Source organism: Streptomyces sp. MMCC 100 (assembly GCF_041538145.2).
GTDB lineage: Bacteria > Actinomycetota > Actinomycetes > Streptomycetales > Streptomycetaceae > Streptomyces.
Genome location: NZ_JBGORK020000001.1, coordinates 1,695,659 through 1,708,297 on the forward strand (window position 1 = coordinate 1,695,659; position 12,639 = coordinate 1,708,297).

Below are 12,639 nucleotides of genomic sequence, written 5' to 3' on the forward strand. Positions count from 1 at the left end.
GAGCGATGACGTACGACTCGCTGGTCAACCACGGCGACTACCTCTCGGCCCACTACCTCGCCGAGGTCCTCCCGAAGGACCTCAAGGCCAAGGACGGCCTCCTGTCCCGCTGGGCGGTGACGGAGGACGACGAGCGCCGCCGCCACGCCGCGGCGGTTGCTGAGGCCAAGCGCACCGGCGCCGACCCGGACACCGTCCCGCCACGCGCCCGCACCCCGCGTGAGGGCCTGCGCGCCCTGCACGGCCCGTACTTCGCCGGCCGCGCCGCCTTCGCCCAGGACGCCGAGGCCGCGACGGACCCCGACCGCCCTACCCCGGCGGACTGGACCAAGCGCCTCACCGACCTCCACCTGACGACCCTGCGCGCCCTGGGCTTCGCCGAGGCCCACGAGCAGACGGTGACCGTCCACCGCTCGGGCCACGACCACCCGGTCGACGTTCTCCACCACGAGCCCGGTCTCCTCACCGCCGTCGCCTGCGGCTGGACGACCCAGCCCGACGCCGCCCTCGACCCGGACGGTCCCGGCGCCCTGCTCCACCCCGTCCAGCTGGAGGGCTCGGCCCGCCTGACCGACGGCAAGGCCCTCACCGACTTCCTCTTCGAGTGCGACGAGCCCCCGCGCTACGTGCTGCTGCTGGTCGGCGGCGTCCTCGTCCTCGCCGACCGCACGGCCTGGCACGAGGGCCGCTACCTCGCCGTCAACCTGGACACGGCCCTCAACCGCCGCGACGACCGCAACGGCGGCGAACTCGACACCGTCGCCGCCCTGTTCAGCGCCGACGCGGTACGCGTACCCGAGGAGGGCGGCACCGCGCCGCTCGCCGACTTCGCCGACAAGTCGAGCAAGCACGCCGTCGGCGTCTCCACCGAACTCCGCGAGGGCCTGCGTCTGTCGGTCGAGTGGATCGCCAACGAGGTCCTGGAGCGCCTGCGCCAGCAGGGCGTGAGCCCCGAGCAGCTCGACGACCCGGCCCGCCTCGCCAAACAACTCAGCCGCGAATCGCTCCGCTACCTCTACCGCGTCCTCTTCCTCCTCTACGCCGAGGCCCAGCCCGCGCTCGGCATCCTCCCCTCGGACTACCCCGAGTACAGCCAGGGCTACGGCCTCCAGCGCCTCGGCGACCTCGTCGTCCGCGACCTGATCGGCGAGCGTTCCCGCCGCGGCCACCACCTCTACGACTCCCTCGACCTGCTCTTCCGCATGGTCGAGAAGGGCCACCGCCAGTACGGCAGCGAGCCCGAGGACCGGGCCGCCGAGACCGCCGACCGGGAGGCGAGCGCGGCCGAGAAGGAGGCCGCCGAACTGCTGGCCGCGGGCACGATCACCCAGGCCGAGCACGACGAGCGGACCCGCGAGGCGGCCCGCGTACGCCGTGCGGCCGCCCTCAGCGCGAGCGCCGGACTCCGCTTCGAGCCACTCAGCTCGGAGCTGTTCCAGGAGGACGCGGTACGGCTGATCGGCCGACGACTGGACAACCCGCTGTACGAGGGCGAGGACGGCGACGGCTCCGCACAGCCCGAGTTCCTCGACACCCGCCTGCGCAACGCCACCCTCCACCGCGTCCTGCGCCGCCTCATGCTGACCAAGGGCCGCGGCCGTGAGCGCGGCGGCTTCATCTCGTACGCCCAGCTCGGTATCAACCAGCTCGGCGCGGTGTACGAGGGCCTGATGTCCTACACCGGTTTCATCGCCGAGGAGGACCTGTACGAGGTCGCCAAGGGAGGTGACCCGTCCGGCGGCAGCTGGATGATCCCGGCGTCCAAGGTGCAGGACTACCCCGACGACGTCTTCGTCCACCGCACGGACGAGGAGACGGGCCAGTCCCACCGCGTCGTGCACCCCAAGGGCTCCTTCGTCTACCGCCTCGCCGGCCGCGACCGCCAGACCTCGGCCTCGTACTACACCCCGAAGAGCCTCACGGCGGTCACGGTCGAGCTGGCCCTGCGCCACCGCCTCGACCAGGACGGGACGACGACACCGGCGCGGGAGCTCCTCGACTGGAAGATCTGCGAGCCCGCACTCGGCTCGGGGGCGTTCCTGAACGAGGCCATCGACCAGGTGGCCGGCGAGTACCTGCGCCGCCGCGAGGCCGAGCTGGGCCGGCGCGTCGACACCGAGCAGCGGCAGATCGAGCTGCAGAAGGTCAAGGCATACATCGCCCTCCACAACGCGTACGGCGTCGACCTCAACGCCACGGCGGTGGAGCTGGCGGAGGTCTCGCTGTGGCTCAACACCATGCACCCCGGGATGCGGGCCCCCTGGTTCGGCCTGCACCTGCGACGCGGCAACTCCCTCATCGGCGCCGGCCGCAAGGTCTACGAGGCGGATGCCCTGCCGGGCGGTGACTGGCTCTCCAAGAAGGCCCCGCTGCCACCGCGTGAACTCCCCTTCCGGGACGGTGACCTGCCCGAGGGCGCCGTCCACCACTTCCTGCTGCCCGCCATCGGGTGGGGCGCGGTCGCCGGGGAGGCGGAGGCCAAGAAGCTCGCGGAGCCGCAGGCCAAGGCGCTCGGCCAGTGGCGCAAGGGGATGCTGAAGGCGCCCAAGGCGTACAAGCCCTTCGAGGAGAAGGAGGGTGAGCCGCGCGAGCGCCGCCAGAAGCGGTACGACCGGTGGGCCAAAGCCCGGGAGAAGACCGAGCAGTGGCGCCTGCAGCGGGTCGCCCGCCGCGCCGAGTTCCTCTGGAGCCTGGTCGCCAAGCGGCTTGAGCTGTCCGAGCGGAAGGTGTCCCGACGCATCGACGTCTGGGGCGCGGACTGGCTGACGCAGGGCGGGGGAACGGACGCCGACGGTGACGCCCGGCAGAAGGTCCTGGACGACCTGACGGCCCTCGGCACCCCGTACTGGCGGCTCAAGACCGTCATGGACGCGTGGTGCGCCCTGTGGTTCTGGCCGCTGGACAAGGTGGCCGAGCTGGACGGCACGGCGCCGGACTACGCGGTGGGAGGCGGTGTCGTCCGGGGGGAGGACGTGCCGGGGCTGCTGTCGGCGGCGCCGCCTGCGCCGAGTGACGCGGGGGCCGAGGCTGGTGCAGGCACTGGTGCCGGTGCCGCCTGGCGGGCTGCGGGGCTGTTCGACGATCCCGACGGTGAGCAGGGGGAGTTGGGTGAGCTCCTCGCCGCCGACGGGGCGGCGGGGCTGCGCACCAAGGCGTCGCTGGCCGGGGGCGGCGGTGGCCGTCAGGCCCAGATCCATGACGATCCGTGGCGCGAAGTCATCCCGCTGACTTCCTTCGGGGACTGGCTCGACTTCCTTGAGCTGACGCTCGGTACGAAGGACGCCGACGGTTCCTTCCTGGACGGCCTGGACGACCTGCCGGTCGACGAGGCGCTGCCTCTGCTGGAGGCGTTCGAGCGGGACATGGATGTCGCCCTGGGGATGGACAGGGCGTTCAATCTGCGGGGACGGTTCCCCTGGCTGCACACGGTGGAGGACATCGCCGGTACGACCGAGAAGGACATAAAGGCGGAGGACGGGCACGGGTTCTTCCACTGGGAGCTGCACTTTGCGCATGTCTTCCGGAGGGGGAGCGGGGGGTTCGATCTTCAGGTGGGGAATCCGCCTTGGGTTCGGCCGGAGTGGGTGGAGGCGCAGGTTCTGGCCGAGCGGAATCCGTGGTTCATGCTGGCAGAGAAGCCTGCTGCAGCCGTTCGGCAGGAGAAGAAGGACACGCTCCTGGTGGAGGTAGCGGCGCTTCGCTACTACTTGGATGAGCTTGCAGCGGTCACTGGGGTCTCGGCAATGCTGGGAGCACGAGTTGCATATCCGGTGCTGTGGAGGACTCGGCCCGACTTGTACCGCGCCTTCATGTGCAGGGTCTGGGGAAATTCGGGCGCTGGTGGTATTGCGGGACTCATCCACCCGGATACCCACTTCGGCGGCGTAAACGAGGGGCGACTGCGTGGGGAGGCGTACCGACACCTGCGATTGCATGCTGGCTTCATCAATGTCGGCAACTGGGCCTTCGAGGCGAGCAGGAATACCGAGTTCGGTGTGCACATCTACGGTGCACCACGAAGGACTCCTAGCTTCGACAACCTGAGTCGTTTGTACGGAGTGGAGCCGCTGATGGCATCCCTTGATCACGACGGGGAGGGCGAAGTTCCAGGGATGCGCTATGCGGGCGGCTGGGATCTTCGCGCACACCAGGCGCGTGTGATCGAGGTTGATGAAGGTGTGCTTTCGGAGTGGCGACGCCTGACAGGCGACACAGAGAGCCCATCGAGCCGTGCCGCTCTCCTGCAGCCGACGACAACGGAGGAGCAGGGCGCCATCGCAGCGCTGTCCGCCGTGCGGGACCGGCTGGGGCAACACGAGCCGAGGATCAGCCAGGGGTACAACGAGACGAACGCGAAGAAGGCAGGCTTCATCGACTGGGATACCTCCCACCCAGCCTCGCTGTCCGACCTGGTCCTTCAGGGGCCGCACTTCGGGGTCGCCACTCCGGTGAGCAAGCAGCCGAAGGTCCCCTGCCGGGGAAATCACGACTGGACGAGCTTCGACCTGCCGAGTCTCGACAGGAATGTCGTGCCACGGACGAACTACGTCAGGCCCGAGACGTGTTCTCTGAGACGGTACGAGGATGAGCAAGATCCCTGGTTGGACCACTATCGGCTGAGCGCTGACTGGGAGCCCACCGCAGCGGACTGGGAGAGCCGCAGTGATGTGCTGTCGGAGGAGGAGTTGGCACTCCCTGAAGATGAGCAGCGGCAGTTGCTGCGTGAGCGCCTGTGGCTGTTCCGGCCGTACACGCGGTTCTACAGGTTGGCGTGGCGTCGCATGATTCCGTTCAACACGGAGCGCAGCCTGTTTGCGGCGCTTGTCCCGCCGGGGCCTGCGCATGTCGACGCCGTAAACTCGATGGCCCTGGCTGACAATCGTGCGACCACACTCAACTCCGGGTTCTGGGCTGCGCTTCCCATCGACTACCTCCTGCGTATTACGGGGCGCTCAGACCTGCGGGTAGCCGAAGCCAAGAAGATGCCCTACGCCGACCCGACCCATCCCTTGGCCGGCCCCCTCCTCCTCCGCACCCTCCGTCTCAACTGCCTCACCAACGCCTACGCCCCCCTCTGGGAGGAGCTGTACGACATGACCTGGCCCGGCTACGAGGACTGGGCCCTGGAGTGGCCCGGACTCAAGCCGCTCGCCGGGCACCTCAAATCGACGTGGGAGTACGGCACGCCGCTGCGGACGGAGTACGAGCGGCGGGCGGCGCTGGTCGAGCTGGACGCCTTGGTCGCCGTATGGCTGGGCATGAGCGCCGACGAGCTGATCGCCATCCACAAGGCGCGGTACGCGATCCTCGCGGACCGGGAGTCGCAGATGTGGTTCGACGTGGAGGGGCGTCAACTCGCGAAGGACCCGTACGCCTTCGGGCACGGCCAGACGAAGCAGCACTACGAGGACTTCGTGGCCTACGAGAACAAGGAACGCCCCGAACCCCCCGAGGGCTACACCGCGCCTTTCTACAAGGCCAACCGCGAAGAGGAGATGCGCACCGCGCACGCCCACTTCGCGAACCGGCTGGAGTAGACGCGCAAGCGCCCCGCACCGGAGTTGCTCATCCGGTGCGGGGCGCTGCCGCGTGCGTACGGTCAGTCCTGCGCGGCGTACGAGACGAAGTCGTTCCACGCGGCGGGGGAGAGGGCGAGCTGTGGGCCGCGCCTGTCTTTGGAGTCTCGGATGTGGACCATGGTCGGGCAAGTGGCAACCTCAACGCAGTCGCCGTCGCCGCTGCTGCTGTAAGTGCTCTTGAACCAGGCCAGTTCGCTCGTGCTCATCAGGCTCCTCGCATCTGCTGCAACAGGCCCAGGGAGTCTTCGAGGGAGAGAGCCTGTGAACGCATCCTGGCATACCTCATCTGGAGGACGCTTACTTCCTTCGCGTCAGAGACGAACAGGCCGCCCCGCTGACCCTCGTTGTAGGCGAACCACCGGGCTTCGGGCGTCTCCAGCAACTGCATCGGACCAGCCAGGCCGGCGTGAGCTGTTCGCACCAACGGCATCACCTGCACCTCGACGTTCCGCAACTCAGCCAGCTCCAGCACATGGTCGATAAGCTGCCGAGTCACCTCCGCACCGCCCGTGCGCCGCAGGAACAGATGCTCCTCCAGGATGAAGCTGAACGCCGTGTTCGGCCGTTCCCGGAGCAACCGTTGCCGCTCTTCCCGCGCCACCCACTGTGCCTCGATCTGTTCGTCACCCAGCGGGGGCAGTTGGTTCACGAACAGCGTGCGCGCGTACGCCTCCGTCTGCAACAGGCCCGGAATCAGACGGCACTCGTACGTGCTCAGGCTGATCGCCGTCGCCTCCAGCTTCGCCCACTGGCGGAACCAGCTCGCCAGCCCCGGCTGCCGCGACAGATGCTGCACCGCCCCGCTGAGAATGCCGGCCGCGTCCAGCACGTCCTCGGCCCGTCGGACGTACTCCAGCGTGGGGAAGCGCCGCCCCTGCTCCACCGAGGCCACGGTCTGCACCGAGTACCGCACCTGCTCGGCCAGCTCCTCCTGCGTCAGCCCGGCCCGCTTGCGGAAGCCCTTGACCACCGCCCCGAACGTCTTCAGGCTGTCGGAGACCTCGGGCTCACCGCCCCCACCCGGCGGCGCACCGGCCAAGCTCGTCGCCGCCGACGATTCGGCCCCGCCGACCACACCCGCACCGTCCGCCATAGCGGCCACCTTCCGCGCGTTCTCCCCGCCGCCAACTCCCAACGCGCCCAGGGTTACAGCCCGTCACCGCCACTGTCCACTCTCCGTACTCGTACGCTGACCCAGAGTACGAGTCGCTGACCTGGCAGGCCGTCCCGCCCGACGCCACTGTGGCCCCATGACAGCACCCTCGCCCCACGAACTCGCGGTAACCGTGCGTGTGTTCTCCCAGCGCTTCAGCTCCACCCCGCTCGGCGCCCGCCTCGCCCGGCACCTCGCCGCCCACCAGTTGCACGTCTGGGGCATCCCGCACGGCAGCTCACTCTCCGACGCGGCAACGGTGATCGTGGCGGAGCTGGCCGCCAACGCCGTCACCCACGGCCGGGTGCGGGGCCGCGACTTCGAACTGCGCCTCGACCACGCCCCGTACGTGCTCCTCCGTATCGAGGTCTCCGACACCCGGGCTGAACGTCGGCCACCCGCACGCGGCGAGAGGAGAGGCCCCGTGCCGCTCGACGAGAGCGGCCGGGGCCTGCTGCTGGTCGACGCGCTCGCCGACCGCTGGGAGGTGGTCGACCGGGTCGGGCAGGGTGTTGCCCTCCCCGGCAAGACGATCCGGGCCGAGCTGGACCTGACGCCGAGCTGACGTGTCGGGCTAACCGGCCAGCATCTCGATGACCGCCCGCACGGCCTCCGCCACCGGCTGGCCCACCGCGCCCAGGGTGCCGGCGACACCGGCGACGGTCATCAGGGCGCGGCGTCGCTCCTGCGTCGGGACGGCGGCGCCGGCGTCGAGGGCGGGCAGCGACTCCTCGATGAGCTCCGCGTCGGGCCCGTCGAGCCGGGTGCGCAACTCCTCGATCATGCGGTGGAGCTCACCGATGGCCGCCACCACGGCGGGCGGCAGCTGCTCGGCTCCGCCCGCCTGTTGCTTGATCATGCCGGTGCTGTTGTGTGTGCCGTGCATGTTCACGTTGTCGCCGTAGTAGTAGCTGTTCCCGCTCATGCCGCCATCCCCACGTTTCCGCTGCCGCCGTACATGTTCACGTTGTCGCCGAAGTAGTAGTGACTCGGCGAGAAGCTGATGCTCTCGACCGTCACCTGGAGCTCGGTGTCCGGGTGGTCGATCGCGTGCGAGATCTGACCGACGAGCTGGTTCAGGTAGTGCGGGTGCCGGCTGGTCACGACCCCGGTGGACGCGCCGTTGGTCTCGACGGCGAGCACGTAGTGGGAGGGGGCACTCAGGACGATGATCATGTCGACCAGGCAGAAGATCCACAGGCCCACCGCCACGAACCAGATCAGGGCCAGGAAGGTGCCGTCACCGGACAGCGCGGCGCCGGCGATGGCGGGGAGAGTGACGAGCATGGCCACGGCCACGATCATTCCCGAGCGCTTCAGGAACCGCATCACCGCTTCCTTGCGTCGCGGGTGCAGCGTGAAGGTGTAGACCCGCGCGATGTTGTGCAGCGGATAGGCGGCGGTCCCGATCCACAGCAGCCGCTTGCTGATGCGCAGTTCCACCGACGTGGCCAACCCGACCGGCGGCGGAGCCGAAGGGGGCGGGGGGAGGTCCACAGGCGGGGGTGCGTGTTGGGGACGCTCGGGTGGTGGGGTGGTCGTCATCCGTCCTCCGGGATCACGTGATGGGGTGAAATTAAGTGAAGACCATTAACCACCTACGATGGGTGGAAGGCAAGCCGGTAGTACATCCCAAGAGCCAATCGGCGGTGGAGAGTTGACGGGAAAGCGGCGTGAACGTCTGCGCGCCGAACTGGAGCGCGAGGCGAAGGTCGAGGCGCGGAAGCTGACGGCCTCGCACGGGATCGGCGGTCTCAGCCTGTCGGCGGTGGCGAGGGCCGTCGGGGTCACGCCGCCGGCGCTCTACCGGTACTTCGACGGGAAGAAGGGCCTCGCGCTCGCCGTCTACGAGGACGTGACCGCCGAGTTCGTCGCCGTCGTCGCCGAGGCCGTCCGGCGGGAGGACCAGGAGGACCTGGCCGCCTGTCTGTACTCCGCGACCCGCGCCGCCTTCGACTGGTCCGTCGCCCATCCCGCGGAGTTCGACCTGCTCACCGGCGCGGGTTACGCCCGTCTGGCCGCCTCCGTGGCAGCCATGGACTCCGTGTTCCTGCGCGAGCTGGGCGGTCTTTACGCGTCCCTGTTCGAGCGAGTGCTGAAGGAGAAGGGGCTCGAGTATCCGGCAGACGACGAACTCGCCCCGGAGCTGGCGCGGCAGCTGGCCGCCTATCGCCGCCTGATGCGCAGCCCCGAGCTGCCCTTGGGCGTCACCTTCGTGATGATCAGCTGCTGGCGGCAGATCTACGGCCTCACCTGCATGGCGGTCTACGGGCATCTGGCGACCGCCTTCGACGACTGCCTTCCCCTGTTCGACCGGATGCTCGACGAACTCCTGGGACGTCTGGGACTGACGCGCACACCGGGACAGGGATAGAGGACGGTCGTGCCGGGGCTGCCGGTGTGGCGGACTCCCTCGCCATAGGGTGACCGAGGACGGTACCCGTAGCAGCGACTCGTGCGGCACGGCGAAGGTGAAGAGGAGACATGGCAGGCCTGGAGGACGACGACACCGACCCGCGTGACCTGCTCTTCGACAACCCCGTCGAGATCGGTGCCAACGGAAGGCCGACCGGGGTCGAGGTGGAGCTGCCCGCCGACGAGCCGGACCGGGTCGGGGAGCCCTTCGACCCGGACAGCGTCAGCATCGACATCCTGCCGGTCACGGTCGAGGAACTGCTGGACCGGCTCGGCCGGGGCGCGCTCGACCTGGCGCCGGACTTCCAGCGCCGGGCCGCCAGCATGTGGGGCGAGGCGCAGCAGAGCCGCCTCATCGAGTCGATGCTCCTGGGCATCCCGCTGCCGTCCTTCTTCATGGCCCAGCAGGAGAACGACGCATGGTCCGTCGTCGACGGCACCCAGCGGCTGACGGCACTCGTCCGCTTCATGGCTCCCGAACTCGTCAAGGCGGCACCGCTCGCCCTGCGGGGGCTGGACTTCCTGGGACAACTGGACGGCAAAGCCTATGGAGAACTGCCGGGACGGCTGCGCATCCGGCTGCGCGAGACCCGGCTCGTCGTCCATCTCGTCCGCCTGGGCACACCCGAGGCCGTGAAGTTCAACGTGTTCTCCCGGGTCAACGCGGCCGGTCTTCCGCTGACCCGCCAGGAGATCCGGCACGCGATGATCCCCGGACCCGCCCGCGACTTCGTCGCCGACCTGGCGGAGGAGCCTGCCTTCGGCGAGGCGACCGGATTCAGTGTGTCGAACGAGCGGATGACCGACCGGGAGATGATCCTGCGGTACCTGGCCTTCCGGCTGTCGCCGCCGGATGAGTACCGGCAGCAGGACTTCGACCAGTTCCTCAACGAGGCCATGCACCGCGTCAACGACCTCACCGACGAGGAGCGGGCGCAAGAGGCCCGGCAATTCCGCGAGGCCATGAAGTGCGCGCACGCGGTCTTCGGCCGGCACGCGTTCCGAAAGTCGGTCGGACGGCGGCGCAAGTCCCCGGTGAACAAGGCCCTGTTCGAGGCAGTGGCCGTCAATCTCGCGGGGCTGGAGGATCACCAGCGTGAGCTGCTGGTAACGTCGCGTGACACGGTCCGGGCCGATCTTGCGTACCAGCTCGACGCGGACTGGAACTTCGCGCGCGCACTCTCCGTCGCCACGAGTGACGAGGAGAACGTACGGACGCGGTTCAAGGTGGTGCGGCAGCTTTTCCAGGGGGTTCTGAGCGGTGATTGACCGTTTGACGCTGACCAACTTCAAGGCGTTCCAGCATGCGGAGATCCCTCTCGGCCCGCTCACCCTGCTGACGGGGCTGAACTCGTCGGGCAAGAGCACGGTGATGCAGTCGCTGGCGCTCTTGTACCAGTCGCGCATGTCCGCCGACCCGGCGAAGGTCTGGGACATCGTCCACGAAGAGCAGGGCCTCCAGTTCAAGATCACGAACTTGGACGGGTTCCTGCTCAACGGTGAGCTCGTCAGTCTCGGTACAGGACAGGACGTCCTGCACGAGGATTTCGCCGGCGAAGAACCGCTCATCACGCTGGCGCTGGTCAATGGTCCTTACCGCTACTCCTACACCGTGAGCTACGAGCCTGAGCAGAATCTGCTGCCCATGGGTGAAGTGCTCACTCCGGCGATGGAGGAGGGGCCGGAGAATCTGCATGCGGCGTTGCTGGAGCCCGGCTACTTCCGAGCCCCGTTCCAGTATCTGCACGCCGACCGGATCAGCCCCGCCGAGCGCCACCCGCGCGACCACCAGGTCGCCATCGGCCGCGGCTTCCTCGGGGTGCGAGGCGAGCACACCGTCAACTTCCTCCGTCACCACGCCCGTGACGAGGTCCCCGACGGCCCACTGCGCCACACCCGTGCGAAGTCCCCGCTCCTCCTCGACCAGGTCGCCGCCTGGATGGGCGAGCTGTGCCCCGGCGTGAACCTGGAGGCCGCGCCCATCGAGGGCACCGACACCGTCCGCCTCTCCTACGGCTTCGGCGACGCCCTCACCGCCACCCGCCGCCGGCGTCCCACCAACGTCGGCTTCGGCCTGACGTACGCCCTGCCCATCGTCGTTGCCTGCCTCACCGCACAGCCGGGTGGGCTGATCCTCCTGGAGAACCCGGAGGCGCACCTGCACCCGCAGGGACAGACCAAGATGGCGCAGCTCGCCGCCTCGGCCGCCGCGCACGGTGCGCAGCTGATCGTCGAGACGCACAGCGACCACGTTCTCAACGGCATGCGGCTGGCCGTCAAACAGGGGCTGCTCACGCCCGAGCAGGCCGTCGTGCACTTCTTCCGCAGTGCCGACGGATCGGGCGTCGAAGTGATCACGCCGCACATCGACGAGGACGGCCAGCTCGACCAGTGGCCCATGGGGTTCTTCGACGAGCTGGAGAACACGCTCGTGCAACTCCTCGACTGAGCCCGCCGAACGACCATTCGTCACGTGTCATGAACCAGGGGGAGTCGTGCCGCACCTGTTCCTGAACGAGGAATCGTGCCGCAGCACGTGTGAGCCGTTGCGCGCGGACCGTGCCATGACCGAGTTCGCCCATGCCACGGCCGCCGTCTACCGCGCGGACCCGGCGGGCACGACGCTGGTGACGGAGGCGAAGCTCAACCAGCTCCACATCGCGCGGGGACACCCGATCGGCAAGTGGATCGGCAACCCCAAGAACCAGGCCGCCTGGACGCTGCTGCTCAAACTGCGGAGCAAGTCGCCGTTCAAGGCCGGGCTCCCCGAGGGAGTGGACGGCTACGACGCCGAATACCGTCACCAGGGCGTCCTCGTCGACGGCCTCGGCCACGCCCACCTGGCCGGAGGAATGGGCATCTCGCTCCCGGTGGACACCCGTTGGGACGCCACCACTCTGACCCTGGAGCGGGAGCGCCTCGTCGAGGAGGACGAGAGCGAGGACGGCGGTGGCACGGAGGCCGACCTCGTCGACATCCGGCACGTCTCGGCCCGGCCGCACGTCGACGAGCACCTGCCCTGGATCAAGACCGCCCGGGACACCGCGGCCCGCACGGGGGCGGAGATCTGGGCGAAGCGGGACCGGATCTGCCCGAGCCTGCAGTTCCTGCCCGACGTCGAAGGCCACCTGCGGGACCTGGCGCCCGACTCCGTCGCCGTCGTGCGCAGACGGCTGATGGAGCTGGAGGAGTCCGTCGCCGACTGGGATCCGGACACGCAGCCGCGTCCGCGGTGGCGCGGCGACGTGCGGGGCGAGTTCGAGGTGCGCAAGCGGCTGTGCCGGTTCACCGACCTCGACGGTGAGTCGCGGCTGTTCTACCTGCACACCGACTTCCCGCCGAAACCCGGCCGCCTGCACTTCCGGCTCGTCCGGGAGGACCGCACCGTCCGCATCGCCCACGTCGGACGCAAGCTCGGGATCCGGTGAGTCCGACGGCCCCTGACGGCGGACGCTGTCGGTGCCGTCCCTTAACGTTGGGGTGCACAAGCAA

Annotated in this window: 10 protein-coding genes; 6 read left to right on the top strand and 4 right to left on the bottom strand. The window is 69.0% G+C overall.

The window, feature by feature from the left end:
• Nucleotides 1-5: 5 nt before the first annotated feature.
• The gene (locus tag ABS735_RS07765; RefSeq protein WP_373902130.1) at nt 6-5,537 is read left to right on the top strand and encodes a DNA methyltransferase; all 5,532 of its coding nucleotides are present in this window, start codon (nt 6-8) and stop codon (nt 5,535-5,537) included.
• A gap of 62 nt (nt 5,538-5,599) precedes the next feature.
• On the opposite strand, the gene ABS735_RS07770 is transcribed toward ABS735_RS07765, so the two are convergent.
• Together ABS735_RS07770 and ABS735_RS07775 are read right to left on the bottom strand one after the other, a co-directional pair.
• Nucleotides 5,600-5,785, bottom strand: a complete 186-nt coding sequence (locus tag ABS735_RS07770; RefSeq protein WP_373902131.1) for a DUF397 domain-containing protein — start codon at nt 5,783-5,785, stop codon at nt 5,600-5,602.
• The gene (locus ABS735_RS07775) at nt 5,785-6,672 is read right to left on the bottom strand and encodes a helix-turn-helix domain-containing protein (RefSeq protein ID WP_373902132.1); all 888 of its coding nucleotides are present in this window, start codon (nt 6,670-6,672) and stop codon (nt 5,785-5,787) included. Before ABS735_RS07775 ends, ABS735_RS07770 begins: the two co-directional genes overlap by 1 nt.
• Nucleotides 6,673-6,829: 157 nt before the next feature.
• Here ABS735_RS07775 and ABS735_RS07780 point away from each other — a divergent pair, with 157 nt between their 5' ends.
• Nucleotides 6,830-7,297, top strand: coding sequence for an ATP-binding protein (locus ABS735_RS07780; protein ID WP_373902133.1), 468 nt, complete (start codon nt 6,830-6,832; stop codon nt 7,295-7,297).
• A gap of 9 nt (nt 7,298-7,306) precedes the next feature.
• Here the strand turns inward: ABS735_RS07780 and ABS735_RS07785 are convergent, their stop codons facing one another.
• Nucleotides 7,307-7,657, bottom strand: a complete 351-nt coding sequence (locus tag ABS735_RS07785; RefSeq protein ID WP_373902134.1) for a DUF5955 family protein — start codon at nt 7,655-7,657, stop codon at nt 7,307-7,309.
• The gene (locus ABS735_RS07790) at nt 7,654-8,175 is read right to left on the bottom strand and encodes a DUF6232 family protein (RefSeq protein ID WP_373902135.1); all 522 of its coding nucleotides are present in this window, start codon (nt 8,173-8,175) and stop codon (nt 7,654-7,656) included. The genes ABS735_RS07785 and ABS735_RS07790 overlap by 4 nt, the downstream gene beginning before the upstream one ends.
• 214 nt (nt 8,176-8,389) lie before the next feature.
• On the opposite strand from ABS735_RS07790, the gene ABS735_RS07795 reads away from it, so the two are divergent.
• The 4 genes from ABS735_RS07795 to ABS735_RS07810 all read left to right on the top strand — a co-directional run bounded on the left by ABS735_RS07795 (nt 8,390) and on the right by ABS735_RS07810 (nt 12,575).
• Nucleotides 8,390-9,106, top strand: coding sequence for a TetR/AcrR family transcriptional regulator (locus ABS735_RS07795; protein WP_373902136.1), 717 nt, complete (start codon nt 8,390-8,392; stop codon nt 9,104-9,106).
• 110 nt (nt 9,107-9,216) lie between these two features.
• Nucleotides 9,217-10,416 carry a DUF262 domain-containing protein gene (locus ABS735_RS07800; protein ID WP_373902137.1) on the top strand — a complete coding sequence of 400 codons (1,200 nt, stop codon included), beginning with the start codon at nt 9,217-9,219 and terminating at the stop codon, nt 10,414-10,416.
• A complete protein-coding gene (locus ABS735_RS07805; protein ID WP_373902138.1) occupies nt 10,409-11,596 on the top strand; it encodes an AAA family ATPase in 1,188 nt (395 codons plus the stop codon). The genes ABS735_RS07800 and ABS735_RS07805 overlap by 8 nt, the downstream gene beginning before the upstream one ends.
• A gap of 115 nt (nt 11,597-11,711) precedes the next feature.
• Nucleotides 11,712-12,575 (top strand): hypothetical protein, encoded by an 864-nt coding sequence (locus ABS735_RS07810; RefSeq protein WP_373902139.1) that lies wholly within the window; start codon nt 11,712-11,714, stop codon nt 12,573-12,575.
• Nucleotides 12,576-12,639: the final 64 nt, after the last annotated feature.

Coding starts and splice junctions, on each gene's coding strand:
- ABS735_RS07765 (WP_373902130.1), top strand. CDS start 6: ATGACGTACGACTCGCTGGTCAACCACGGCGACTACCTCTCGGCCCAC.
- ABS735_RS07775 (WP_373902132.1), bottom strand. CDS start 6,672: ATGGCGGACGGTGCGGGTGTGGTCGGCGGGGCCGAATCGTCGGCGGCG.
- ABS735_RS07785 (WP_373902134.1), bottom strand. CDS start 7,657: ATGAGCGGGAACAGCTACTACTACGGCGACAACGTGAACATGCACGGC.
- ABS735_RS07810 (WP_373902139.1), top strand. CDS start 11,712: ATGACCGAGTTCGCCCATGCCACGGCCGCCGTCTACCGCGCGGACCCG.
- ABS735_RS07800 (WP_373902137.1), top strand. CDS start 9,217: ATGGCAGGCCTGGAGGACGACGACACCGACCCGCGTGACCTGCTCTTC.
- ABS735_RS07770 (WP_373902131.1), bottom strand. CDS start 5,785: ATGAGCACGAGCGAACTGGCCTGGTTCAAGAGCACTTACAGCAGCAGC.
- ABS735_RS07780 (WP_373902133.1), top strand. CDS start 6,830: ATGACAGCACCCTCGCCCCACGAACTCGCGGTAACCGTGCGTGTGTTC.